This window comes from Alcaligenes sp. YSL9, assembly GCF_030515105.1.
Taxonomy (GTDB): Bacteria; Pseudomonadota; Gammaproteobacteria; order Burkholderiales; family Burkholderiaceae_B; genus Alcaligenes; species Alcaligenes phenolicus.
This window is the reverse complement of the sequence record NZ_JALXJU010000002.1, coordinates 814,983-839,392: the sequence shown is the minus strand read 5'-3', so window position 1 is coordinate 839,392 and position 24,410 is coordinate 814,983. Positions and strand designations below refer to the sequence as shown.

Here is a 24,410-nt window from a genome sequence, read left to right as displayed (position 1 = left end):
GGAGAACACTATGCTTATGACGATTTACTTTCTGGTCTGGCCAGTCATGTCAGCCATCATTCTGGTTCTGCTGGTCGGTAACCTGGTCCGTGACTGGCGCAACGCCCGCAAGACGGGTGAGTCCATGGTCTAAGGAGTAAAAATCCCCGCCCTGTTTTCAGGGCGGGGATTTTTTTATGGTGTGCAGAGCCCAAGCCAAGACCAAAGCGCCGCACAGGTGCCAGACGGTGCTCAGGCCAAGATGGTGAGTACAGGCATGAAGTCAAACCTGTGTGCTGTTTAGCGTCTGATGGTTCTGCTGCGCAGACCTTATCACTCGTAGCCTTGGGCTCCATGGCTTGTCGGCGGGCTTAAAGCAGGATGCGCTGACCGGCATGGATCAGCAGGCGCAGCGAAAACCCCAGCAGTAGAACCCCTGTCACGCGCTCAAACCAGGTCCCCATACGCAGGAATCGCTGACGTACGCGAGGATTGGTAAAGATCAGGCTGACCACAATAAACCAGCCCGCATTAACCAGGCACATCCAGACGCCGTAGAGCATCTGGGTCGTCAAAGGCGTGCTGGCGCTGACCACGGTAGTAAACACGGCCAGAAAGAACAGCGTCGCCTTAGGGTTGGTGGCATTGGTCATGAAGCCCAGCGTCAAGGACTGGCGCACGCTGACAGCAGCGGGTTTGCCATTGTCGGACTCGGCCAGGCTCACTTCCATCGGTGTGCTGGCCTGGCGCAGGAATCCCCAGCCTATATAGAGAAGGTAGGCACCTCCCAATACCTCGGCCACACTCATCAGCCAGGGGGTGGAGTGCAGCAGGGCTCCCACGCCCATCAAGGTATAGATCACATGCACGGAGATTCCGGCGCCAATACCAATGGCAGTGGCAATACCGGCCTGGCGGCCTAGCCGCACACTTTGGCGGATGGTGACAGCAAAATCTGGTCCAGGGGCAATAACGGCCAAAAAATGAATCAAAGCCAGAGTAGCGAACTCTGGCCAATAGGTTTGCAACACATTAACTCCAGAAGGTCAGCGGCATGGCCGGACCGCGATATCCCACAAAGCAAGACAGGCTCAGGCGCAAATCGCCCTTGCCGGGGGTGACGGCATGCATTTTGCGAGAATTGAAAATAATCAGATCGCCCGGACCGGGGCGTATCTGTACTTCGGGGGTGCCCAACAAATCAGGATGGATGCCATAGCTGTCGCCACGCATTTCATCAAATTCATCCGGGCTCAGTTCGGTTTGCCAGATTTGCAGTTCACCTCCTTGTTCGGGCATTTTCAAATAGACATTGGCGGCCAACTGGCCTTGTAGACTGATGGCCTGGTAATTACCGGGGGCGTCCTTGGCCAAAATGTCGTGATGCGCCAGAAAGCGCACATTGGGTTGCACCACGCGCGACAAACCCACATACATTTTCTTTCCGTACAAGGTCTCCAGTGTGGCTCCGGCAGGCCAGACTTCATCCAGCGTGCAACGCAGCACGTCAATCGGGGACAGGTAGGGGGCGCAGCGGCGGCGCAGTTCGTCGATATTGTCAAAAACCCCCTCGAAATAGGAGGCCATGCGTTCGGGCTGGTTTTCGGCTTCGTAAAAAGCCATGCCAATGCGGCCGATGCTCGGAGCGTTCACATAGCGATCAAAGCCTTTGTCTATGATTTGCTCGCCCAGCTTTTGTGAGGTGGGCGCATCAATGAAGCCGGAGAGGCGGATAGCCAGGAGTTCGCCATTTAGCAGGGACTGCATATGCTCAGTCCGCAATCGTTCGGTCTCTAAATACATATCTCACTTCCCTTGGGGGTTCTAAAAGAATTGTTTTTCTTTTCCGATAATAGCCAGAGCTAATAAACTGCCATGATTTTTATTATTTATTAATTCATCATTTCATAATGAATGCTCAATTCATCTTTTTTGTTTTTTATACGGATTATTTTCAGTCCATTTAATTCGGATGTGTTTTCAACATGTGTGCCGCCGCAGGGGTAGCACCCCAGGCTACCAATCGCAACCTCGCGGCGCCCTTCCTGAAAACTGATGGAAATTGGCTGAGCCAATTGAATCTGTTTAGCACAACGATTGGACAAATCATCCAGGAAGGGGGGCAGAGCATCCTTGGGGTTGCGAAAGACCACCCGTGACTCGCCCCGCCAGTGATGCGCCTTTACGGCCTGCCAGCCTATGCGTTCAACCAGATGGCCGATAAGGTGGCCGGCCGTATGCAGGCGGGCGTGCTCCAGTCGGTGAGCGCGAGCAATATGTAGTTCTACGGGCCCCAGCGGCAGGCGCACATGCAGGTAGTGCAGCACGTGACCGTCGCGGTTTTGAGCCACATGCAGGACCTCGTGCCCATTTATCGTGCCTTTGTCGCAAGGCTGACCCCCGCCTTGGGGATGAAATAAGGTTTTATCCAGCCTGACAGCATAACGCTCATTTTCGGAGTGATAACACTCCAGGATTTCCGCTATGCAGGTAAGGCTATTGCTAGTCAAATATAATTTATCTTGCATTTTATTACCTGTAGGTTGGTTTTAAGGCATTGTAGGCATAGTGAGCAGTCCTGATAATTGCAATTCATTGAAATAATTTATTCCCTATGAGCACAAGTAATCTCACTTCCCTGATGAGCGATATGGTGGTTTTTGTCAAAGTGGTGGAGACAGGCAGCTTTTCCGAAGCCTCTCGCCAACTGGGCTATACCCCGTCGGCAGTCAGCCGTTCCATTGCGCGTCTGGAGAAAGGTTTGGGAACGCGGGTATTGCAGCGCACGACGCGTAAATTACGGCTAAGCGACAGTGGCCAGGCGATTTACGAGCATGCCCGTGACATGCTGTCCTGCGCCCAGGCCGCGATGGAGATCTCGGGGCAGTTCCAGACCGAGCCGGAGGGGCAGATACGCTTGAGTGTTCCCAAAGCCGTGGGGCATTTTCTGATTCATCCGCATATGCCGGATTTCCTGGCGGCGCACCCCAAAGTGAATGTGCTGATGAATCTGGATGATCGCTATGCAGACCTGATCGACGATCAGCTGGATCTGGCGATACGCATCACGGATCAGCCGCCGCCCGGTTTGATGGGGCGTCATCTGACGGATATTCGGCATGGCTTGTACGCCAGTCCGGAGTATCTGGCCGAACACAGCCTGCCCGTTCATCCCCAGCAGTTGCGCGAACATAGCTGCATCTACCTGGGCGAGGCACCCAGCGATTCACGTTGGCGTTTCAATAAAGGCGGGCGGGTACTGAATGTGTCGGTTAGGGGGCGCTATGCGGCTAACCATACGGGTGTGCGTCTGGATGCGGTAGAGCGTGGTTTGGGGATAGGCAGTTTGCCCTGCTTTGTGGCCAGGGAGCCGGAGCTGGAAGGGCGTATTGTGCGCGTGCTGGCCGATTGGGAGTTCCGCACGCAGTATTGTGGTGCCTTGTGGGCCTTGTATCCGCCCACCCGCCATTTGCCTCCCAAACTGCGTTTGTTTGTGGAGTTTCTGGCGGGGCGCCTGGGAGGTGGCCGGACGGAGGCGCTCAGGGTGCCGTTTTAACGCGAGTCGTCGGAATGAATGTGCAAGGCTTCCAGGAAGCGCGACACCATATTGTAGGTAGCGATGGTGGCGGTCAGCTCAACCGTCAGTTTTTCATCAAAATACTGGCGTACGTCCTGAAAAACAGCGGGCTCCACTTGCACATTCAGAGTCATGGCATCGGTGTAAGCCAGCACAGCACGCTGAATGGGCGTGAAGGCATCGGAGTCTTGCCAGTCGGGCAGGGCATCCAGTTGGGCTTGCCTCAGCCCCTCTGCCAGCGCGATAGGGGCATGTTGATCGGCCTCGTAAGGGGCACGGTTCAATAGGGCTACGCGCATGATGACCAGTTCGCGCAGATCGCCTGGCAGGCTGCTGTTGTGGCGTATGCCGGTCAGGTGATTCAGCCAGCCTTTGGCAATGGGTGGGCTGTGCAGCAGCATCTGGTACAGGTGCAAGACGCTGCCGCGCTCTGCAATGATCTGTTCTACCAATGGGGCGGCGTCGGGGGCTTTCAGGTCAGCATAGGGTAGGCGGGCCATGGTTCTCCTTTATGTATAACTAGCGGTGCCTCTTGCGGCTGGCTTGCCGCAGCGCAGTCAGCAGAGCGTTCTGACTGTTTGTTCGACGCTCTGCTCGACGGTTTTATCGGGGCAGGATGTGTTCGATGGTTTGGGTCAGACGTGTCACGATTTCGTGAATGTCGGCTTCGGTGCAGATAAAGGGCGGTGCCAGCAAGATATGGTCGCCGTGAACTCCATCTATCGTGCCACCCATAGGGTAGAGCATCAAACCTTGGGAAAACGCATGCTGCTTGATCTTGGCGTGGGTTTTCAAGCCAGGGTCCAGCGCTTGCTTGCTGGCCTTGTCTTGCACCAGTTCGACTCCGACAAACAGGCCACGACCACGTATATCACCCACATTGGGGTGGCTGTCCAACGCCTGATGCAGCTCCCGGCGCAATTGCTCGCCGCGCTGACGGACGTTTTCCAGCAACTGGTCTTGCTCAATTACTTGTTGCACGGCTAAAGCACCAGCGCAGGCTGTGGCGTGACCCATATAGGTATGGCCGTGCTGAAAAAAGCCCGAGCCATTCAGGATGGCTTGGTAAATCCGGTCACTGGCCAGCATCGCACCAATAGGCTGATAGCCCGCGCCCAGACCCTTGGCAATGGCCATGATGTCCGGCACGACTCCGTCCTCTTCGCAGGCGAACAGATAGCCGGTACGCCCCATGCCCGACATGACTTCATCCAGAATCAGCAGCACGCCGTGCTTGTCGCAGACCTGACGGATCTTTTTCCAGTAATCGCCTACTGGCGCCAAGGCACCAGCGGTCGCGCCCACTACAGTCTCGCCGACAAAGGCCGCGACGTTCTGGGGACCCAGGCTTTGAATCATGTCGTCCAGTTCCTGAGCCAGACGGTCGGCATATTGCTCGGCACTTTCATCACTGCCTTGGTCGCGGTAGGGGTAGCAGGGCGAGACATGCTGGGCCGGAGCCAGTAGAGGCAGGAACGGCTTGCGACGCCATTCATTGCCGCCAATGGCCAAAGCCCCCAGCGTATTGCCGTGATAGCTCTGACGGCGTGCGATGAAAATATGACGCTCGGGCTGACCAATCTCCACGAAATATTGCCGTGCCAGCTTCAGGCTGGCTTCTACGGCCTCCGAGCCTCCGGACAGAAAGTACACATGGTCCAGGTCACCGGGGGATCGGCTGGTCAAAAAATCTGCCAGGTCCTCGGCAGCCTGGCTGCTGAAAAAGGACGTGTGGGCGTAGGCAATCTGGTCCAGCTGTTGCTTGATGGCAGCGATCACAACAGGGTGGCTATGGCCCAGGCAGGATACGGCCGCGCCACCGCTGGCGTCTATATAAGCGTTGCCATTGCTGTCCACGATGCGGATACCATCGCCTTTGACGGCGCAGGGCAAGGTTTGTTTGGGGTTGCGATGAAAGACATGTGTCATGGCGCAGATCCAGAAAGTAGGCCCGGAAGGATTTTCAACGTATGTTGAATATATAATAATACTTTCAACAAATAAATCATCATTGATCTGTCGGGACAGGTGGATAAAGGCCTCACTGTTGCGCCCAGACTGCATTTGCGCCCGATATATACTTGATGTCCCCTTTTTAAGCGTGTTGGCCCATGAACTCCTTGAGCAATCTGACCGAGCGTATTCAGGCAGCGTTTGCCACCATGTCGCCGCAGTTCCAGCAAAGCGCGCGCTATGTGCTGGATCATGCCGATCAGGTGCCCTTGATGTCCATGCGTCAGTTGGCCGCGCAGGCACAGGTGCAGCCTGCCACCTTGCTGCGCTTTGCCCAGTCTTTGGGCTTTGGCGGTTGGGCGGAATTCAAGGCTGTGTTCACCCAGGCGCTGCATGGACAGGGTGCACGGCGTTATGCCGATCAGGCCCGGGCGGTGGTACGCAATCGAAATAAAGAAGATCGCCTGGCGCAGACGCTGACAGCACAAATGGATACTCTGGCGCTGCTGCGCGAGGTGAATGAAGCACGCTTGCCACAGGCTGTGGAATTGCTGAACAAGGCCAAGCGGGTTTTTGTGGCCGGGTTCAGAGCCTCTTTTGCACCCGCTTTTTCCTTTCATTATCAGTACCGTCTGTTCCGACCTTCGATTGGCTTGTTGCGTGGCGAGTCCGGCACTCTGGATATGGATCTGCGGGCGCTGCAAAAAGGGGATGTGCTGGTCTTGTTCGGTTTTGCACCGTATTCCCAGGAAGCCGTGCTGGCCCATGCAGCGGCCCGACAGGCAGATGCACAAATCCTGGCGATTTGCGACAGCTTGCTTGCCCCTATTGCGCAGCAGGCAGATGCCACATTATTGTTTGGAACCGACAGTCCGTCTTTTTTTCCTTCTCTTGTTGCTGCGCAGGCACTGGTGGAGGTCTTGCTGGAACAGGTTCTGGCCAAGGCGGGCAGTCGTGCTGTCAGCGGTATTGAGTTGGTTGAAAATCAATTGCACCAGTCCGGTGCTTACTGGAAATAGACGCAATGGCTAAGTTGTCCTATCTGGAGTTAAGTGGTGGTCCCAAAGAAATTGGCCATTCTTTGGGACGTTTCGGAGCCCCCGCCGTGCATGCCTACTTGCTGAACTCAGCAGCGTGGCAAGGCATCATGCAATCGAAGGGGACGGCTGTAGCCGGTCAACTGGCTCAGTACACCGAGCGTTATTTCCCCCGAATATGGACCGAGCTCCAGGGCCTGGCATTGGGTCTGGAGCTCCCCTTTGAAGACGTTTTCTTGTGGAATTGCCGGGGCGACTTGTGGGCCATGGCTCCCGATGGTTGCACCACCGTGCAAATGCCCGCCCAGGGCGAGCCTCGTCTGGTGCATAACGAAGATGGTGATCCAGGTTTTGCCGGTTACTGCGGGGTGGCCAAATTCATCCCCGACAGCGGCATGTCCTTTGTTTCCTTTCTTTACCCTGCTTCCTTGCCGGGCCATAGCTTTGCAGTGACCCAGGCCGGTTTGGCCATGACGGTGAATAATGTGCGGGCTCGTCATGTGGCACCTGGGGTGCCGCGCATGGTCCTGACCCGCGCCATGCTGGATCAGCCTGATCTGGATCAGGCAGTAGGGATCTTGCAGGATCACCCGCGTTCCGGCGCTTTCCATTTGAGTCTGGCGCAGCGTGGCGATCCACGCTTGCTGAGCGTGGAGTTCAGTGCCGAGGCCGTTTCTGTGCAGACCATTGAGCAAAACCATCTGCACGCCAACCATGCGGTACATCCGTCCATGAAAGGCTTTGAACAGCGTATTACCCGGTCGTCCGAACTGCGGCAGGAGCGTGGGGATCAATTGTTGGCACAAGCCGGTGCTGCGCTTGATCCTTTGACGGTCCTGGCGGATCAGCACCATGCGGAATTTCCGATCTGGCGCTGTGACCCGGCGGACAGTGACGCGGAAAACACCCTGGCTACCGTGGATATTCAGGTGGGCAGCCAGTCCTTGAAGTGGCAGGTCTACGAAGACCCCACGGACGAACCTGTGCTGAAGTTTGCGGATACCACTCGCATTGATCTAGCCTGAAAAGGAATAGGGCCCTGCTAAAGCAGGGCCCTATTTTTATAGTTGCAGTCGCGATGGGGCGATCAGCCCTTGCCAGGCTCGTTGCGCTTGGGCTCCCACAGCACGTCGGAGCGGCCTGCATGGCGGTTCAAGGTACGCGCCAGCACAAACAACAAATCCGACAGGCGGTTCAGATACAGGCGCGGGCCTTCTTGTGGCAAGGATTCTGAGGGCACCGCCACGACGCTACGTTCTGCACGACGCGCCACACAACGCAGTACATGTGCTTGTGCGGCTGCCGGGCTGCCACCGGGCAAAATGAACTCTTTGAGTATGCCCAAGGGCTCGTTGTAGTGACGAATCGCTTGGTCCAGACGTTCCACATGGACGCTGCCTATGACCTGATGGCCAGGGATGCACAGCTCGGCCCCCATATCGAACAAGTCGTGCTGAATGTCGGACAGCAGGGCATCAACATCCTCGGGCAGTGCCATGCTGCGCAAGACGCCGATATGGCTGTTCAGTTCATCCACGTCGCCCAGGGCATGAATCAGGGGGGCAGTCTTGGGCAGGCGGCTGCCATCGCCCAGGCCCGTTGTGCCATCGTCGCCGGTGCGGGTGCTGATAATGGAAAGTCGTGTGGACATGAAGAAGCCTTATGTTTCGGCAGGAGTAGGGGTGCCTTGAGCCAAATTGACCAGGGCATCGCCAGTGACGCGTACCACGCGCCAGTCTTCCAGTACTTGAGCGCCCTGATACTTGTAGAAGTCGATGGCGTTCTGGTTCCAGTCCAGTACTACCCACTCCAGGCGGCCACAGCCTTGGGCCACGGCCATTTGAGCCAGATGGCGCAGGGCCGCAGCGCCCAGACCGTGCTTGCGGTGGGCCGGGTCTATATACAAATCCTCCAGATAGATGCCGCGGCGATCCAGGAAACTGGAGTAGTTGTAAAACCACATAATGTAAGAAATTGGTGCGTCGGGCTGATCTTCGGGAGTAATGACCAGGCAGTAGGCACTGGGCTCGTCGGAGAAGAAACTGTTGCGCAGAGACTCAACGCTGGCCTTGAAAATATGCTCCAGTTTCTCAAAGGCGGCCATATCGCGCATCAGGCCCAAAATGGCCGGAAGGTCTGCGGGGGTGGCTGGACGCAGCACATACCCTTTAATAAATTCGCTCATGCTTTTGCAAAGGTTTAGCGTTATGCTTGATCGGAAACAGACGCATCAGGCGTCCGAAAGTAGGCATTATGAGCTAATTGTCTGGCTCTGCCCAATTTGCAGGAGTGAAAAATGACGTGGACGAAACGAAGCGCAGCCTTGGCGTTGGGAACTTTGGGTGTGGTAGCTGGCTCGGCCTATGTCGTGGTCGCCCAGGCTCAGGAAGCCAGTGCCTCGGGTGAAGTGCGCCGACTGGATGCCGAGGCCGGCAAAATTACCATCAAGCATGGTGAGATCAGCGACCTGGAACTGCCCGCCATGACATTGGTGTACAAAATTGATCCCGTCTTGCTGGCCAACATCAAACCGGGTGACAAGGTAAAGTTCACTGCCAAACGTGACGGTGGTGATTACGTGGTCACCAAGATCAGCAAGTAAGCCTGCTTGAGTAGGTTGATAAAAGCCGGGTTCGCCCGGTTTTTTTCATCTCCGACGCAGGCGAAACACTGGCGTGGGCTCGTGGTCGAGATGACAAGGTAGAGTCTGTTGCCGTGCTGGCTAATCCGCCGCTTACCGCCGTGTTGGGTGTGGTCTGCAAGCGGAATGTAAAAAAAGGGGCAGAGAAATCTGCCCCTTTTTCATGTCCGACCGAAGTCAGGCTTACAGCACGTAGCGCGCCAGATCCTGGCTGGCTGCGGTTTCCTGCAGCTGTTTGTTCACGTAGTCCGCATCAATGACCACGTTTTGCTCTCCGTGGCTGCCAGCGCTGTAGGACAGCTCTTCCAGCAGTTTTTCCATGACGGTGTACAGGCGACGGGCACCAATGTTTTCGGTACGCTCGTTGACCTCAAAGGCCAGCTCGGCCAGACGCTGGATACCGTCGGGACGGAAGTCCAGCTGTACGTCTTCGGTGCCCAGCAAGGCTGCGTATTGCTTGGTCAACGAAGCGTCGGTCGTGGACAGAATCTGTACAAAATCCTGGGCGCTCAGCGATTCCAGTTCCACACGGATGGGGAAGCGGCCTTGCAGTTCAGGAATCAGATCCGATGGGCGGGACAGGTGGAACGCACCCGAGGCAATAAACAGGATGTGGTCGGTACGTACCACCCCGTATTTGGTGGTGACGGTGGTGCCTTCTACCAAAGGCAGCAGGTCGCGCTGCACACCTTGGCGGGACACATCGCCGCCGCTGCCCTGGCTCTCGCCTCGCGCCGTGATCTTGTCGATCTCGTCCAGGAACACGATGCCGTTCTGCTCGGCGTTGGCCACTGCAGCAGTGCGCAAATCGTCTTCATTGACGCGACGGGCCGCTTCTTCTTCGGTCAGTTGCTTGAAGGCTTCCTTAACCGTCAGCTTGCGGGCTTTGGTCTTTTCCTGACCCAGACCGGAGAACATGCCGCGCAACTGCTCGGTCATCTCTTCCATGCCGGGAGGGGCCATGATTTCCATGCGAGGCATGGCCTGGGCCATCTCGATTTCAATCTCGGTATCGTCCAGCTTGCCTTCACGCAGGCGCTTGCGGAACACCTGGCGGGCAGAGTTGTCCTCGCGTTGGGGTTGACCGTGGGCATCGCGCGAAGGGGGCACCAGCACGTCCAGAATACGGTCTTCAGCGGCTTCCTCGGCCTGGGTGCGCACACGGCGCATTTCGATTTCGCGGGTTTGCTTGACCGAAATATCCACCAGATCGCGAATGATGGTTTCAACGTCGCGGCCTACATAGCCCACTTCCGTGAACTTGGTGGCTTCGACCTTGATGAAAGGCGCGTTGGCCAGCTTGGCCAGACGACGGGCGATTTCGGTTTTACCCACGCCGGTGGGTCCGATCATCAGAATGTTCTTGGGGACGATCTCGCTACGCAGGGGCTCGGCAACCTGCTGGCGGCGCCAGCGATTGCGCAGGGCCACGGCCACGGAGCGCTTGGCCTTGCCCTGGCCAACGATATGCTTGTCCAGTTCGGAGACGATCTCTCCGGGAGTCATATTAGGTGTAGACATGGTGGTGTATCCGGCTGTCAGAGTGTTTCGACGATATGGTTCTGGTTGGTGTAGATGCACAGATCACCTGCGATCTCCAACGATTTCTTGACGATGTCGGCAGGAGCCATATCGGTGTTTTGCAGCAAGGCCATGGCGGCAGATTGGGCATAGGAGCCGCCCGAGCCGATGGCGGCCAGGCCATGTTCGGGTTCGAGCACGTCGCCATTGCCGGTCAGCACCAGCGTGTGCTCCTTGTCCGCCACCAACAGCATGGCTTCCAGACGGCGCAGAACGCGGTCGGTGCGCCAGTCGCGCGTCAGTTCGACGGCGGCGCGCAGCAGGTTGCCCTGGTGCTTTTCCAGCTTGGCTTCAAAGCGCTCTTGCAAGGTGAAGGCGTCAGCCGTCGCACCGGCAAAACCGGCCAGGATGCTGTCGTTGTACAAACGGCGAATTTTGCGGGCCGTGCCCTTGATGACGATATTGCCCAGGGTGACCTGACCATCGCCGCCAATGGCGACCTGATCTCCGCGGCGTACACAGACAATAGTAGTGGCGTGAAATTGTTCCATGATTTCCTTCCTTTAAGGTTCCCATCTGGGGGCCGGGCAGGAAATTTCAAGCGCATGACAGCAGGAAGTTTTTGCCGACTGAGGGTCGTGCCTGGAAACCGGGCTGAAACAGGGTGGCTTCCCTTGGCAGGGGCTGCTGCAGGGGTTCTCGTATGTCGCCTGGCTTCTTGGCGTGCAAGCAGCCTGTTGGCCTGCTAGCGGTAGACGCAGCCGGCTTTTTTGAGCCTGCTTATTTTCAGCAGCGTACACAAGTGGGTTGGATCGAGTTGGGTGACCCACAAAAAAGCCCGCCAGAATGATCGGGCGGGCTTTTTATCAGGGTGATGGGCCTTGCCGCCTATCAATCCCCAAACATCTTCTGACGCTTCTCGCGACGCTCCTGGGCTTCCAGAGACAGGTTAGCCGTTGGGCGTGCCAGCAAACGTGGCAGGCCGATGGGCTCGCCAGTTTCCTCACACCAGCCGTATTCGCCCGAATCGATCAGAGCGATGGACTGTTGCACTTTCTTGAGCAGTTTGCGTTCGCGGTCGCGGGTACGCAGCTCCAGAGCGTGTTCTTCTTCGATCGTGGCACGGTCAGCCGGGTCAGGAACGAACTGGGTTTCACGCAGGTTTTCCGTTGTAGCACCCGCGTTGGCCAGAATGTCTTGCTCCAGCTGGCGCAAGCGATGCTTGAAAAACTCCAGCTGGGCGGCGTTCATGTAGTCTGACTCAGGCATCGCCAAAAGCTCCTGCTCGGTCAGCAGGGTTGTAGTACTGTCATGTGACTTAGTTGCCATGATGCTTACCTCTTGTTGACGTCTGGGAGCCTGTAACTGTCGTCACGCGCAATCGCTCCGCATTTACTGAATAATTATTAATTCAAACCAGGCAATTCTCCAGGCCCTGGGTGAATATGTCTTGTGGCAATTTGCGGCCAATAAAGACCAGCTTGGTGCCCTTTTTATCTTTGGCCAGCCAGGCATTGCCAGGCTCGGCGCTCATCATCATGTGTACGCCCTGAAACAGCATACGGCGATTGATGCCCTTCAGATACAGGATGCCCTTGTAGCGCATCAGATCTGGTCCAAATACCTGGACAATGCCCGACAGGAAATCTTCCAAACGCTCGGGGTCGAAAGGACGGTCCGAACGGAACACGAAAGCCCCGATCTCGTCATTGTGAGCTGCGTGCTCGTGGTGGTGATGATGGTGATCGTGTCCGCAGCCCGGACCGCACTCGCCTTCGTCGCCGTGGGCATGATCGTGGTGGTGATCATGGCCGTCCGCCGCATCGGGGTGTTGCTCTGCCAGGAATTGAGGATCAATGTCCAAAATGGAATTCAGGTTGAAACCGCTGACTTCCAGCAAATCCTTGATGTCGGTTTCACCGAAGTGAACCGGCGTAATCGTGGCTCGCGGGTTGATGCGGATCAGACGGGCACGCAGGGCCTCGTAATCCACATCGTTGACCAGATCTTTTTTGGAGATCAGCAGGCGGTCCGCAAAACCAACTTGTTTTTGAGCTTCTTCTTGCTGGTCCAGTGTGGCCATGCCGTGTTTGGCATCCACGACCGTGATGACCGCGTCCAGCCGATAGTAGTCGGCAATATCATCGTCCATGAAGAAGGTCTGGCAGACCGGGCCGGGGTTAGCCATGCCGGTGGTCTCGATGATGACGCGCTCGAACTTCAGTTCGCCTGCCTGGCGGCGAACGCGCAAATCATTCAGGGTGCGCATCAGGTCACCACGCACGGTGCAGCATACGCAACCATTGCTCAGTTCAACGATTTCTTCTTCGGAGTCCTGCACCAACAGTTCGTTGTCGATACCTTCGGGCCCGAATTCGTTTTCGATGACGGCAATGCGTCGACCGTGATATTCGCTCAGGATGCGCTTGAGCAGCGTGGTTTTACCAGCGCCCAAAAAACCAGTCAGAACAGTGACTGGAACCATGTTGTTCAGATCTGATGCCGCGTTCATAAACATGCCTCGCAGTGGCGGGCGAAAGGTACAAGGCACGGCACCAACCGCGGCTTCCTGCACCCATCTGCTCCGCACGAAAACAACGTGCGATTACATCACAGCCTTGCCTGTTGGGCAAACGGTGATCTGTAAAAATTCACAGAGGTTTGCCAATAGATCGGGGAATATATACCGATTGGCGGCAAAATACCACGTTTTAGGGGGCAGATAAGGGTTTTCGCTCGTTTTTAGCTGCAACGCAACGTTGGCACAGGCCGCGCAGTTCAGTTTCGTGGCCGGACAGGGCAAAGCCCGCTCCGCGCACACAGTCGGCCAGCCTTTGGCTCAGGTCCGGAGCGCACAGCTCCACCACGGTGCCGCACTGGGTGCAGACAATCAGCAAGTCGTGCGGGTGGCCGCCGGCATCCACACAGGCCGTCCAGGCATTGACGGCATCCAGGCGGTGGATCAGGCCTTCTTCAGTCAGAAAGTCCAGGGCGCGGTAAACGGTAGGGGGTTTGGCGCCGGGCTGGAACTCGCGAACCAGATCCAGCAGTTCGTAGGCGCGCAAACTGCGCTGGGCCTGAATCAGGATTTCCAGCACCTGGCGGCGAATTGAAGTCAGCCGTTTACCGCGTTCCAGACAAAGCTGTTCAGCGGTAGCGAGCTGATCTTCAATGGCGTTGGGCGTAAGAATATGTACAGGCATGGCGCTTGATGGGTTGTTTGTTATGTTATAACATCTTTGGAAAATTAAATTATTCCCAATCTAGCCGCATTATCCCTGTTTCATGTCCTGTCCTCAATTTCCCTCGACTTTCCGCAGTCCGGCACCTCGTCGTTCGCTCTTGCTGGCCTCGGCCGGACAGCGCGTACTGGGCGCTTTGTGCGTGGCAGGAGCCCTGTGGCTACTGACCGCCTGGGCATTGGGCGCGTGGTAAGGGCATGAGTTCACATCAAACCTTGATCGAACTCGAGCATGTCGCGCTGGGCTGGAAAGACAAAATCGCTCTGCGTGATATCAGCGGCTGTTTTAACCGAGGCTCTTTGACGGCTATCGTCGGGCCTAACGGTGCTGGTAAATCCACCTTGCTCAAAGGGCTGACCGGGCAGATCAATCCCCTGAAAGGGCGCATTGCTGTCGACAGCGGTTTTCTGAATCAGCTGGCCTTGTTGCCGCAGATGGGCGATCTGGACAAAAGTTTTCCGGTGACGGTGCATGATCTGGTGGCCATGGGAGCCTGGAAGCGCGTGGGCGCCTGGGGTGGTTTCCCCAAAGCCGAGCACGAACGCATTGGTCATGCGCTGGAGCAGGTGGGGCTGGCCGACTTTGCGCGTCGCTCCATTGGCACTTTGTCGGGTGGGCAATTACAGCGAGCCCTGTTTGCCCGCATGATCATGCAGGACGCCCAGATCTTGTTGCTGGACGAGCCGTTTGCTGCGGTGGACCGCGCAACCTCGGACGAATTGATGAACCTGATTCTGGACTGGCACAAACAGGGCCGTACCGTGATGGCCGTGCTGCATGATCTGGATATGGTGCGTAGCTGTTTTCCGCAAACCGTGCTGCTTGCCGGTCAGGTAGTGGGTTGGGGGGAAACTGAAGCGGTGCTAACTCCCGAGAACCTGCATCTGGCTCGCCATTTGTGTGCGGGGGACTACCTATGATGGCGCTGATTGATGTGCTGTTTGGCCCCTTCATGGACTTTGGTTTCATGAAGCGCGCACTGGCTGGTTCTTTCGCCCTGGCTGCAGCGGCCGGACCTTTGGGGGTATTCCTGGTGTTGCGCCGCATGAGCCTGATGGGCGATGCCATGGCACATGCCATCCTGCCCGGTGTGGCGGTTGGATTTCTGACGGCGGGCCTGTCTTTAAGCGCGATGGCCATAGGCGGCATGATTACCGGTCTGGTTGTCGCCTTGCTGGCCGGACTGGTGGCCCGCCTGACACCACAACGGGAGGACGCCAGTTTTGCGGCCTTCTACCTGGTATCCCTGGGGCTGGGGGTGCTGCTGGTGTCCTTGCGCGGCTCCAATATGGATTTGATCCATGTGCTGTTTGGCACGGTGCTGGGCCTGGATGATGCCTCCTTGTTGCTGGTGACCAGCAGCACGACGGTTACGCTGATTATTCTGGCTTTGGTGTTCCGGCCTCTGGTGCTGGAGTGCATGGACCCGATCTTTTTGCGCACGCAAGGCGGGCGCGGTTCCGTCGTCCATATGTTGTTCTTGTTCATGCTGGTCATCACGCTGGTGGCTGGCTTCCAGGTGCTGGGAACCTTGATGGTGGTGGGGATCATGATGCTGCCCGCTGCCTCGGCCCGATTCTGGGTGTATTCCGTTGGTCGTCAGATGCTGGTGGCGGCCTTGCTGGGCATGATCAGCGCCTATCTGGGCCTGCTGTTCTCGTACTACTACAACGTGCCTGCTTCGCCCGCGATTATTTTGGCAGCCGGCGCCTTCTATTTTCTTTCTATCACCTTTGGCCCCCAAGGCGGTTTGCTGCGTGCTTATTCCCAATGGCGTGCACGGCGTCGGCGCATGGCCTCTCTCTTGGAGCACGATTGATGAAAATGCGAGACATTTACTCAGGCCGCACGGTGCTGGCCCTGGGCTTGCTGGCGGCCAGCCTGTCGGTGCAGGCGGAGCCTTTGCGTGTGGTCAGCAGCTTCTCGATTTTGAACGATATGGTCAAGGAGATAGGCGGCGACAAGGTTATGGCCAGCACGATTGTGCCCGCCAATGGGGATGCCCATTCGTTTGAGCCGCGTCCCAGTGATGCAAAGACCTTGGCTAACGCGCAACTGCTGGTGATCAATGGTCTGGAGTTCGAGACCTGGTTGCCACGCTTGCAGCAGGCAGCAGGCTATAAAGGGCCGCAAGTCGTGGCGACAGAAGGTATTACGCCTTTGGCATTTGAAGGTGGCGGACACGAGGATCATGCTGGTCATGACCATGACCATGACCATGACCATGACCATGACCACGGTCACGACTCCGAACCTGAGCATGCCCACGACCATGAGCAGACCCACGCCAAAGAGGATACACAGTCCCACGGCGGGCATGACCATAGTCATCAGCACGGCAGCCAGGACCCCCACGCCTGGCAAAGCCTGGGCCTGGCACAGATCTATGTTCGTAATATCAGCAAAGGTCTGGAGCAGGCTGATCCGGCCAATGCCGAGTACTACCAGCGTCGCGCCAAGGATTACGCACAGCGCATTCAGGAGCTGGACGATTCCATCAAAACCCGCCTGCAGGCGGTGCCGGTAGAAAAGCGCAAGGTCATTACCTCGCACGATGCTTTCTCTTATATGGGCAAGGCTTACGACATCCGTTTCATTCCCTTGGTGGGGGTATCCAGCCAGGCGGAGCCTTCAGCCCGTGATATTGCGCAGATCATCCAGCAAGCGCGTAGCGAGCAGATTCAGGCCATTTTTGTGGAAAACACGGTCAGCGCAAAACTGGTCGAGCAAGTGGCACGGGAGACCGGCGCCAAAGTCGGCGGCACCTTGTATTCCGATGCTTTGGGAGCCCCAGGCTCGGGCGTGGATACCTACCTGGGCATGATGCGCTCGAATACAGACCAGTTGGTCAAGGCCTTGCAGCCCTGATTCACTCCTCCGGCTTGTCACTGGCCCGGTTCTTGCGTTGTGCCCGAGGGTGGGCCTGATCGTAAGCCTGGGCCAGATGCTGGAAGTCCAGACGGGTATAAATCTGAGTCGTGGAAATATTGGTATGACCCAATAGTTCCTGCACCGCCCGCAAGTCTTGTGCTGATTGCAGCAAATGGCTGGCAAAGCTGTGACGCAAGCTGTGCGGGTGGACATGCACCGGCAGGCCGCTGGCGCGGGCATAGTTTTCCAGTTCTTGCTGCACCACACGTGGGTGAATGCGGGCTCCACGGGCACCCAGAAACAGGGCCGCACTGGCATCTGCGCTGGTCGCCAGTGATGCCAAAGCCGGGCGCTTTTCCAGCCACTGCTGCAAGGCATGTAGCGCTTTCTCTCCGACAGGCAGGCGGCGCGTCTTGCCGCCTTTGCCACTGACCACCAGCTCACGATCATCCAGCAGTAACCAGCTCTTGGACTGGTAGTGCGCGTCCTGGTGATAGTGCGTGTCCAGGCTGACCAGCTCGGATAAACGCAGTCCGCTGGAATAAAACAATTCAAACATGGCTTGATTGCGCCAGCTGACCGGGTCGTCCTGAATGGGGGCGGTGGGGCGGTCCAATAGCTGCTGGGTTTGGTCTACGGACAAGGCCTTGGGCAGAGGGCGGCCTATCTTGGGTGCCTTCAGGCTGGCTGCAGGGTTCAAGGGCCAACCCAGTTCTTTAGTGCGCGCTTGATAGTAGCCACGCCAGGCTGCCAGAATGCGGGCCAGGCTGCGTGGTGCCAGGCCCTGCGCATGCAAGCGGGCGGCAGCCTGTCGCAACTGGCTTTGAGTCAGTGTGTCGGGGTCTGTACCTGGGTACTGCGCCAGCAAGTGGCGCAAATCATTACGGTACGCACTAAGGGTGTGTTCCGAATAGCGTTTTTCGTGGCTTAGTTGATGCAGCCAGCTTTGCATGGCCGGGCTGAGGGCCTGGGGGGCGGCTGGCTGCTTTTGAGGCGTGTCCCCAGAAGGGGAGTGATCTTGTTTTTTCAGGCCGGACATTCGCTTTGATCAACACTGCTGGGCTTGTACAAACGCTGCAGGGCGGCGCTGCACAATTCGCCAATGCCTTCCAGAAAGTCCGTACCCATATCGGCCGTAAAACGCGTGGCTTCAGGCGAGCCCAGAACCAGCAGACCAAACAGGGTGTCCGACTCCGGAAACGTCAAGGGCACAATGGCCACCGATTGCGCGTCTTGCTGCAAATCGGCCAGAAAATCCTGTTCGCGTCGAGCGCCGCAATAGGGGTTGATCAAGGTGTAGGCCCAGCTGACCAGGGCGTCGTCAGCCAGCACTTCGTCCGGATTCCAGCAGTGCAGACGGACAACGGGCATTTCAAAGATGCGCTCCAGACTGCTGCAGATCAGTGCGGGCAGGGCTGCCGGGTCGGACTCGGCCAGCATCTGGCAGTTCCATTGGTGCAGTTGGCGCGAAATTTTTTCATTGCCACGGGCATTGGCGACCAGCGTGGCCAGTTGGCGCTCGGTTTTCTTGCCGCGCTCGCGCAGCAGCATGATCTGGCGCTCGCCCAGTGAAATAGCGCGGCTTTGATGGGGGTGCGGCACCATCAGTTTGGAAAAAACATCGGCATGCGCGTCGAAGAAATCAGGGTTGGCTTTCAAAAACTGGGCCACTTCCACGGCGCTAAGGCTGTTGGGGGTATCCATGTCTAGAAGGTTTCCTTTCTGGCTAGGGACGCACACAGTGCATCTATATCGACTTGTCCGGTAAAGACGGTTTGGGCCGGGCCGCTCATGCGTAGCGCCTGTCCGTCCCATTCAATGCGCAGACTGCCTCCACGAGTATCAACGACAACCGGGCTTTGGAGCAATCCCCGCCGTATGCCTGCCACCACAGCCGCACACGCGCCTGTACCGCAGGCCAGGGTCTCACCGGCGCCGCGCTCGTAGACGCGCAGCTTGATGTGGTGGGGATCAATAACTTGCATGAAACCCGCGTTCACTTTGTGGGCAAAACGGGGGTGGGATTCGATGAAGGGGCCTACCGTGGCAACCGGGGCCTGTTTCACATCGTCCACGACCTGCACGGCATGGGGATTGGAAATCGAGACCAGTGACAGGGCAACGGGGGCGGCTTGATCGGGCACCGGCAAGAGCCACAGCGTGTCTTCGCCTTGGGCGCGCGTTTCCAGGCCCTTATTGTCAAAACCCACATCGGCAGGCGCAAAGCGGGTGGTGCCCATCATGACATCCACGCCGCGTTGCGGGTCGTCATTCAGGCTGATGATGCCGGTGCGGATTTGCGCCCGCAAAGGGTTGGCCGAGGACAGGCCTTGCTCATGCACAAAGCGCACAAAACAACGTGCGCCGTTGCCGCAATGTTCCACCTCACTGCCGTCCGCATTGAAGATGCGATAGCGGAAATCGGCCTCTGCTTCGGTGGCGGCCTCGACCAGCAGGATCTGGTCGGCACCAATCCCGAAGTGGCGATCAGCCAGGGCGCGGGCTCGTTCAGGTGTCAGTTCGATGTGCTGCGTCACACCATCCAGCATGACAAAGTCATTGCCCGCGCCGTGCATTTTGCTGAAACGCCAAAGCGAGGAAGCGGGCTGGAGTGTGGTGGGGCTGTGCATGATGGGGCCTAGTAGATGCCGGGTTGACCTTCAGGACGGGTTTTGAAGCGTCGATGTACCCAATAATACTGCGGCGGGTCCTCGCGCACATATTTTTCGATCAGGGCATTCATGCGTTCCGTGGCTTCTTCCAGGCTGCCTTCACCCGGAAAGTCGGACATGGGTTCCAGCACCTGAATATGGTAGTGACCAGTCTCGGCGTCCACGCGGGAAATAACCGGAATCACCAGCGCGTCCTGGTTGCGTGCGATCTGGGCTGTGGACAAGAGCGTGGCCGCCGGGACATTGAAAAAGGGCACAAAGGCCGAGCCCTTGGTGCCGAAGTCCATATCAGGTAGGTAATAAATCGGCTGGCCCTTTTGCAGCGCACGCATCAGACCGCGAATGCCGTCTTTGCGAGAAATCAGCGGGACGGAGGAGAAGCGGCTACGGCCTTCGTACATCAGGCGATCCACATGGGGGTCGCGTTGGGGAGTGTAAAAGGCAACCAAGGGCGAGATGGACATGGACAGGCGTGTACCCGCCGCATCCATACCCAGAAAGTGAGGCACCAGCAGCATGACCTTGCGACCCTGTTCCAGAGCCTGGGTGATGTGTTCTTCGCCCGTCAGGTGCAGAGTGTTCAGAATAGTGCTGGGCAAACCAAACCAGAGCAGGCCCCGGTCCAGATAGGATTGGGCCAGCAGGCGAAAGTGCTGTTTTTCCCACTCGCGACGGGTGCTCTCGGGCGTGCCTGGAAAGCATAGATCCAGATTGGTACGCACGATATGACGGCGGCGGGAGGCAAAGCGATGCACCAGCCCGCCCAGCACAGCACCCCAACGCTGGCGCGTGCGTACCGAGGCACGGCCAAAGTAGGTGAAAACGGATTTGAGCAGCGGGTAAGAATTAAAACTCATGGGGTGGTATCGCCAGGCAAAGGGGGCGCATCGTGGGGAATCTTGTAGCGGTTATAGCCCCACAGATACTGGGTGGGGAAACGGCGTATCAAGCTTTCCATGGATTCGTTGATCAGGGTGGCCAGTTCCGTCGGGTCTTCGGGCAACGGCTCGGGCAGGCGCAAGGTGTGAATATGCCAGCCGCGCCCTTTAGGCAGGCGCTCGGCAGCGGTCACAATCACAGGCACATTGGACTGACGGGCCAGCTTGCCAGCCAGTGTCATGGTCAGGGCAGGGCGGCCAAAAAAGGGTGCCCATACGCCATCGCCACCGCTGGGAACCTGGTCGGGCAACATGCCTACCGATTCACCTTTGCGAAACGCGCGGACAAATTCACGCACGCCTTTCATATTGGCGGGGACGGCATGCAGGCCGGGCAGTTCACGTGACTCCACCATCAGGGGTTCCAGTACGGCCTGGCGTGGTGGGCGAAACATCACGGTCAGTGGGCCTAAACCCACCAGATAACGTGCCGTAATCTCAAAGCAACCCAAGTGCGGGGTCAGATACAGCACGCCGCGTCCTTCGGCATGGGTGGCTTCCAGCAAGGCCACATCATCGACGGTGCAGCGGGCCAGACAGGCTTGCGGATACAACCAGACGCGCGGTGTTTCCAGAATCATGGCGCCGGTTTGTCCGGCCGCTTGCCGGAAAAATGCGGGGGAGTCGTAACCCGCTTGTCGGCAGTGGCTTTGCAGACGGCGGCGGTAGCGTCCGGGAAAAGCGTAAATCAGGCGTCCGATTCCTTTGCCCAGCCCATGAAGAACGGGTAAAGGCAGACGAGCCATCAGACGTAAAAGTGCCGCGAGCATGGGCCAGGCAATCCTTTAGTGTGAAGTTTTGCTGAAATAAATACGTATTTTCGCTTAAAATGGATTGTATCGCTGAGTTAAACGACAACTTGCGGAGCGATCGGGCAGCAAACTGCCCACTATAAACCGCTAAAGCGTCGCGCCCCGTCTATCGTATCCACATCGCTGGCTTCGAGGTGCAACGCAGTTTGTTCAACCTCGTGCTGATTATCAGCCCTTATTCAAGGAAGCTACGCTGTGAACAACAACGACTTTCTCTTTACATCCGAATCCGTTTCTGAAGGCCACCCCGACAAGGTAGCTGACCAGATCTCCGACGCTATCCTGGACGCTATTTTCGAGCAAGATCCTCAGGCACGTGTTGCTGCCGAGACCTTGTGCAATACCGGTCTGGTGGTGCTGGCTGGCGAGATCACCACGCACGCCAACGTGGATTACATCCAGGTTGCCCGTGACACCATCAAGCGCATTGGCTATGACAATGGCGATTACGGCATTGATTACAAGTCCTGCGCCGTTCTGGTGGCCTATGACAAGCAGTCGCCCGATATCGCCCAAGGTGTGGATCGCAGCCCAGAAGAGTTGCTGAACCAGGGCGCTGGCGACCAGGGGCTGATGTTTGGCTACGCGTGCGACGAAACCCCTGATCTGATGCCTGCTCCTATCTGGTACGCACACCGTCTGGTGCAGCGCCAGAGCGAGCTGCGCAAAGATGGCCGTCTGCCCTGGTTGCGCCCTGACGCCAAATCCCAGGTGACCTTCCGCTACGTGGATGGCCGTCCTACCGAAGTGGACACTGTGGTGCTGTCCACTCAGCACGCGCCTGAAATGTCCCAGAAAGACATTCACGAAGCTGTGATCGAACACATCATTCGTCCATGCTTCCCTTCGGACCTGCTGACCGAGAAAACCCGCTTCCTGGTGAACCCCACCGGCAAGTTCGTGATTGGTGGCCCTCAAGGCGATTGCGGTCTGACTGGTCGCAAGATCATTGTGGATACCTACGGTGGCGCATGCCCTCACGGCGGTGGTGCTTTCTCCGGCAAGGACCCCTCCAAAGTGGACCGTTCCGCTGCCTACGCCGCTCGTTACGTGGCCAAGAACATTGTGGCGGCCGGTCTGGCCCGCCAGTGTCAGGTGCAACTGAGCTACGCCATTGGTGTGGCCGAGCCTATCAATATCACCATCTACACCGAAGGCACAGGCGTGATCCCGGACACCGAGATCGCCAAGCTGGTTCGTCAACATTTCGACCTGCGCCCACGCGGCATCATCGAAATGCTGGATCTGCAGCGTCCCATCTACACCAAGACTGCTGCCTACGGTCACTTTGGCCGCAGCGAACCCGAGTTCAGCTGGGAAGCCACGGACAAGGCCCAGGCTTTGCGTCAGGCTATCTAAGCGATGTGCGGATAGGCAAAGGCCGCTTGCGGGCGGCGCTTTGCTGCAGTTTGACAGCGTTGTCGGGGCCGGGAAACCAGTCAGCCAGCAACGCTGGGTGGGACGGGCAAGTGCCAGTCTCATGAGAAGAAATTATGATTTTTACCCGTGGAGCTGTCTTCCCAAGACGATCCAAACGAGTACAATCACCCACATTCATTTGCCATCCTCGAGGGGCGTTGCGACAAGACTTACGGTCTTGCCAGGCTCGGGGCATGGATAGGTGGTATCCACCTTGGAGAACGACGCTCACCACGACCTGCATGGCGGGCTGCTGGTGAGAATTCATTTGCTCTCCCTGCAGTCTGCGTGCCGTATAACGGAGCCCGACTGTGACTTTTACCGATTACAAAATTGCCGATATTTCCTTGGCTGAATGGGGCCGCCGCGAGCTGACCATTGCCGAGACCGAAATGCCTGGCCTGATGGCCACCCGCGAGGAATTTGCTGCCTCCCAGCCCCTGAAGGGCGCGCGCATTGCCGGCAGTTTGCACATGACAATCCAAACTGGGGTTCTGATTGAAACCCTGACTGCCCTGGGCGCTGAAGTGCGCTGGGCATCGTGCAATATCTTCTCCACTCAAGATCACGCTGCCGCTGCCATTGCCGCATCTGGCGTGCCTGTATTCGCCGTCAAGGGCGAAACCCTGGAAGAATACTGGCAATACGCCCACGACATTTTCGATTGGCCCGGTGAGCAGGCCAACATGATTCTGGACGACGGTGGCGACGCTACCTTGTTGCTGCACCTGGGTGCCCGTGCAGAAAAAGACCTGTCCGTTCTGGACAATCCCGGCAGCGAAGAAGAGCGCGTCATGTTCGCCTCCATTCGTGCCCGTCTGCAAAACGACAAAACCTGGTACTCCACCCGTCTGGCCCAAATCAAGGGTGTGACCGAAGAGACCACCACAGGCGTGCACCGTCTGTACCAGATGGCCAAGAAAGGCGAACTGGCTTTCCCTGCCATCAACGTGAACGACTCGGTGACCAAGTCCAAGTTCGACAACCTGTACGGCTGCCGCGAGTCCCTGGTAGACGGTATCAAGCGTGCTACCGACGTGATGGTTGCTGGCAAGATCGCCGTGGTTTGCGGCTTCGGTGACGTGGGTAAAGGTTGTGCTCAAGCACTGGCCGCCTTGCGCGCCCAGGTTTGGGTTACCGAAATTGACCCTATCTGCGCCCTGCAAGCCTCGATGGAAGGCTACCGCGTTGTGACCATGGAAGAAGCCGCCGACAAGGCTGACATCTTCGTGACTGCCACCGGTAACTACCACGTGATCGACCGCTCGCACATGGAACGCATGAAAGATCAGGCCATCGTGTGCAATATCGGTCACTTCGACAATGAAATTGACGTGGCCTCGGTGGAAGATCTGGAGTGGGAAGAGATCAAGCCTCAGGTTGATCACATCATTTTCCCTGATGGCAAGCGCATCATTCTGCTGGCCAAGGGCCGTCTGGTGAACCTGGGTTGTGCTACTGGCCACCCCTCTTTTGTGATGTCGGCTTCGTTCACGAACCAGACCATTGCACAAATTGAACTGTTCACTCGTGGCGAGAACTACGAAACGGGTAAAGTATATGTACTGCCCAAGCATCTGGACGAAAAAGTCGCTCGTTTGCACTTGAAGAAATTGGGTGTGAACTTGTCGACCTTGTCTCAGGCGCAGGCGGATTACATCAACGTACCTGTGCAAGGGCCTTTCAAGGCTGAGCACTACCGCTACTAAAACGCACCGGCGTCTTCGGACGCCTATTCTTGGAGCCCT

General features: G+C 57.3%; 28 protein-coding genes and 1 riboswitch. Of the genes, 11 read left to right on the top strand and 17 right to left on the bottom strand.

What is annotated here, in order from left to right; genetic code table 11:
- The first annotated feature begins 10 nt into the window (after positions 1–10).
- On the top strand, positions 11–133 hold the full coding sequence (locus tag M2Q46_RS12025) for a putative transporter small subunit (RefSeq protein WP_009462638.1): 123 nt from the start codon (positions 11–13) through the stop codon (positions 131–133).
- A 217-nt stretch (positions 134–350) separates the two neighbouring features.
- On the opposite strand, the gene M2Q46_RS12020 is transcribed toward M2Q46_RS12025, so the two are convergent.
- From M2Q46_RS12020 to M2Q46_RS12010, 3 genes are all read right to left on the bottom strand, one after another.
- Positions 351–1,010 carry a LysE family translocator gene (locus tag M2Q46_RS12020; protein WP_021447051.1) on the bottom strand — a complete coding sequence of 220 codons (660 nt, stop codon included), beginning with the start codon at positions 1,008–1,010 and terminating at the stop codon, positions 351–353.
- A 1-nt stretch (position 1,011) separates the two neighbouring features.
- Positions 1,012–1,746: a 2OG-Fe(II) oxygenase gene (locus M2Q46_RS12015; protein WP_302357304.1), complete on the bottom strand. Its 735-nt coding sequence runs from the start codon at positions 1,744–1,746 to the stop codon at positions 1,012–1,014.
- Positions 1,747–1,871: 125 nt separating this feature from the next.
- Positions 1,872–2,507, bottom strand: coding sequence for a threonine--tRNA ligase (locus tag M2Q46_RS12010; RefSeq protein WP_302357303.1), 636 nt, complete (start codon positions 2,505–2,507; stop codon positions 1,872–1,874).
- Positions 2,508–2,593: 86 nt separating this feature from the next.
- On the opposite strand from M2Q46_RS12010, the gene M2Q46_RS12005 reads away from it, so the two are divergent.
- Positions 2,594–3,535 carry a LysR family transcriptional regulator gene (locus M2Q46_RS12005; RefSeq protein WP_115635279.1) on the top strand — a complete coding sequence of 314 codons (942 nt, stop codon included), beginning with the start codon at positions 2,594–2,596 and terminating at the stop codon, positions 3,533–3,535.
- Here M2Q46_RS12005 and M2Q46_RS12000 read toward each other — a convergent pair.
- Positions 3,532–4,056, bottom strand: coding sequence for a carboxymuconolactone decarboxylase family protein (locus tag M2Q46_RS12000; RefSeq protein ID WP_302357301.1), 525 nt, complete (start codon positions 4,054–4,056; stop codon positions 3,532–3,534). The two genes, M2Q46_RS12005 and M2Q46_RS12000, sit on opposite strands and share 4 nt — an antisense overlap.
- A gap of 103 nt (positions 4,057–4,159) precedes the next feature.
- Positions 4,160–5,485: an aspartate aminotransferase family protein gene (locus M2Q46_RS11995; RefSeq protein ID WP_302357300.1), complete on the bottom strand. Its 1,326-nt coding sequence runs from the start codon at positions 5,483–5,485 to the stop codon at positions 4,160–4,162.
- A gap of 182 nt (positions 5,486–5,667) precedes the next feature.
- Between M2Q46_RS11995 and M2Q46_RS11990 the strand changes: the two genes are divergently transcribed.
- Positions 5,668–6,528 (top strand): MurR/RpiR family transcriptional regulator, encoded by an 861-nt coding sequence (locus tag M2Q46_RS11990; RefSeq protein ID WP_254002614.1) that lies wholly within the window; start codon positions 5,668–5,670, stop codon positions 6,526–6,528.
- Positions 6,529–6,533: 5 nt separating this feature from the next.
- Complete coding sequence (locus M2Q46_RS11985; RefSeq protein WP_035269257.1) at positions 6,534–7,571, top strand: C45 family peptidase; 1,038 nt, start codon at positions 6,534–6,536, stop codon at positions 7,569–7,571.
- A 62-nt stretch (positions 7,572–7,633) separates the two neighbouring features.
- Here M2Q46_RS11985 and M2Q46_RS11980 read toward each other — a convergent pair whose 3' ends face one another.
- Together M2Q46_RS11980 and M2Q46_RS11975 are read right to left on the bottom strand one after the other, a co-directional pair.
- Positions 7,634–8,197, bottom strand: a complete 564-nt coding sequence (locus M2Q46_RS11980) for a cob(I)yrinic acid a,c-diamide adenosyltransferase (RefSeq protein ID WP_035273561.1) — start codon at positions 8,195–8,197, stop codon at positions 7,634–7,636.
- Positions 8,198–8,206: 9 nt separating this feature from the next.
- A complete protein-coding gene (locus tag M2Q46_RS11975) occupies positions 8,207–8,731 on the bottom strand; it encodes a GNAT family N-acetyltransferase (protein ID WP_080748114.1) in 525 nt (174 codons plus the stop codon).
- 111 nt (positions 8,732–8,842) lie between these two features.
- Here M2Q46_RS11975 and M2Q46_RS11970 point away from each other — a divergent pair, with 111 nt between their 5' ends.
- A complete protein-coding gene (locus M2Q46_RS11970; protein ID WP_115635275.1) occupies positions 8,843–9,148 on the top strand; it encodes a copper-binding protein in 306 nt (101 codons plus the stop codon).
- 222 nt (positions 9,149–9,370) lie between these two features.
- Here M2Q46_RS11970 and hslU read toward each other — a convergent pair whose 3' ends face one another.
- The 5 genes from hslU to M2Q46_RS11945 form a co-directional block, all read right to left on the bottom strand.
- Positions 9,371–10,708 carry an ATP-dependent protease ATPase subunit HslU gene (gene hslU / locus M2Q46_RS11965; protein WP_026484111.1) on the bottom strand — a complete coding sequence of 446 codons (1,338 nt, stop codon included), beginning with the start codon at positions 10,706–10,708 and terminating at the stop codon, positions 9,371–9,373.
- 17 nt (positions 10,709–10,725) lie between these two features.
- Positions 10,726–11,259 (bottom strand): ATP-dependent protease subunit HslV, encoded by a 534-nt coding sequence (hslV, locus tag M2Q46_RS11960; protein WP_009462614.1) that lies wholly within the window; start codon positions 11,257–11,259, stop codon positions 10,726–10,728.
- A gap of 340 nt (positions 11,260–11,599) precedes the next feature.
- A complete protein-coding gene (dksA, locus tag M2Q46_RS11955; RefSeq protein WP_026484112.1) occupies positions 11,600–12,037 on the bottom strand; it encodes an RNA polymerase-binding protein DksA in 438 nt (145 codons plus the stop codon).
- Between the two features lie 82 nt (positions 12,038–12,119).
- Positions 12,120–13,220 (bottom strand): GTP-binding protein, encoded by a 1,101-nt coding sequence (locus tag M2Q46_RS11950; RefSeq protein WP_009462610.1) that lies wholly within the window; start codon positions 13,218–13,220, stop codon positions 12,120–12,122.
- Between the two features lie 199 nt (positions 13,221–13,419).
- Positions 13,420–13,911 (bottom strand): Fur family transcriptional regulator, encoded by a 492-nt coding sequence (locus tag M2Q46_RS11945; RefSeq protein WP_009462608.1) that lies wholly within the window; start codon positions 13,909–13,911, stop codon positions 13,420–13,422.
- Between the two features lie 82 nt (positions 13,912–13,993).
- On the opposite strand from M2Q46_RS11945, the gene M2Q46_RS11940 reads away from it, so the two are divergent.
- Genes M2Q46_RS11940 through M2Q46_RS11925 form a run of 4 tightly spaced genes read left to right on the top strand, consistent with a single transcriptional unit; the run spans position 13,994 to position 16,818 of the window.
- Positions 13,994–14,143, top strand: a complete 150-nt coding sequence (locus M2Q46_RS11940; RefSeq protein ID WP_165589481.1) for a hypothetical protein — start codon at positions 13,994–13,996, stop codon at positions 14,141–14,143.
- A gap of 4 nt (positions 14,144–14,147) precedes the next feature.
- The gene (locus M2Q46_RS11935; RefSeq protein WP_035273564.1) at positions 14,148–14,870 is read left to right on the top strand and encodes a metal ABC transporter ATP-binding protein; all 723 of its coding nucleotides are present in this window, start codon (positions 14,148–14,150) and stop codon (positions 14,868–14,870) included.
- Positions 14,870–15,769, top strand: coding sequence for a metal ABC transporter permease (locus M2Q46_RS11930; RefSeq protein ID WP_031232761.1), 900 nt, complete (start codon positions 14,870–14,872; stop codon positions 15,767–15,769). Before M2Q46_RS11935 ends, M2Q46_RS11930 begins: the two co-directional genes overlap by 1 nt.
- Positions 15,769–16,818: a metal ABC transporter substrate-binding protein gene (locus M2Q46_RS11925; protein ID WP_035273565.1), complete on the top strand. Its 1,050-nt coding sequence runs from the start codon at positions 15,769–15,771 to the stop codon at positions 16,816–16,818. The genes M2Q46_RS11930 and M2Q46_RS11925 overlap by 1 nt, the downstream gene beginning before the upstream one ends.
- A gap of 1 nt (position 16,819) precedes the next feature.
- Here the strand turns inward: M2Q46_RS11925 and M2Q46_RS11920 are convergent, their stop codons facing one another.
- The 5 genes from M2Q46_RS11920 to M2Q46_RS11900 all read right to left on the bottom strand — a co-directional run bounded on the left by M2Q46_RS11920 (position 16,820) and on the right by M2Q46_RS11900 (position 21,201).
- The gene (locus M2Q46_RS11920; RefSeq protein ID WP_031232760.1) at positions 16,820–17,773 is read right to left on the bottom strand and encodes a tyrosine recombinase XerC; all 954 of its coding nucleotides are present in this window, start codon (positions 17,771–17,773) and stop codon (positions 16,820–16,822) included.
- A gap of 74 nt (positions 17,774–17,847) precedes the next feature.
- The gene (locus M2Q46_RS11915; protein WP_302357298.1) at positions 17,848–18,525 is read right to left on the bottom strand and encodes a DUF484 family protein; all 678 of its coding nucleotides are present in this window, start codon (positions 18,523–18,525) and stop codon (positions 17,848–17,850) included.
- A gap of 2 nt (positions 18,526–18,527) precedes the next feature.
- Positions 18,528–19,451: a diaminopimelate epimerase gene (gene dapF / locus M2Q46_RS11910; RefSeq protein WP_088451300.1), complete on the bottom strand. Its 924-nt coding sequence runs from the start codon at positions 19,449–19,451 to the stop codon at positions 18,528–18,530.
- A gap of 8 nt (positions 19,452–19,459) precedes the next feature.
- A complete protein-coding gene (locus M2Q46_RS11905; RefSeq protein ID WP_302357296.1) occupies positions 19,460–20,350 on the bottom strand; it encodes a lysophospholipid acyltransferase family protein in 891 nt (296 codons plus the stop codon).
- Complete coding sequence (locus M2Q46_RS11900) at positions 20,347–21,201, bottom strand: lysophospholipid acyltransferase family protein (RefSeq protein WP_035273572.1); 855 nt, start codon at positions 21,199–21,201, stop codon at positions 20,347–20,349. The genes M2Q46_RS11905 and M2Q46_RS11900 overlap by 4 nt, the downstream gene beginning before the upstream one ends.
- Before the next feature lie 237 nt (positions 21,202–21,438).
- On the opposite strand from M2Q46_RS11900, the gene metK reads away from it, so the two are divergent.
- Entirely contained in the window at positions 21,439–22,602 is a 1,164-nt protein-coding gene (gene metK, locus M2Q46_RS11895) for a methionine adenosyltransferase (RefSeq protein ID WP_026484120.1), read from the top strand.
- Positions 22,603–22,806: 204 nt separating this feature from the next.
- Positions 22,807–22,899, top strand: a riboswitch (S-adenosyl-L-homocysteine riboswitch).
- Between the two features lie 74 nt (positions 22,900–22,973).
- A complete protein-coding gene (gene ahcY / locus M2Q46_RS11890; RefSeq protein ID WP_045930729.1) occupies positions 22,974–24,371 on the top strand; it encodes an adenosylhomocysteinase in 1,398 nt (465 codons plus the stop codon).
- The last annotated feature ends 39 nt before the right edge of the window (positions 24,372–24,410 follow it).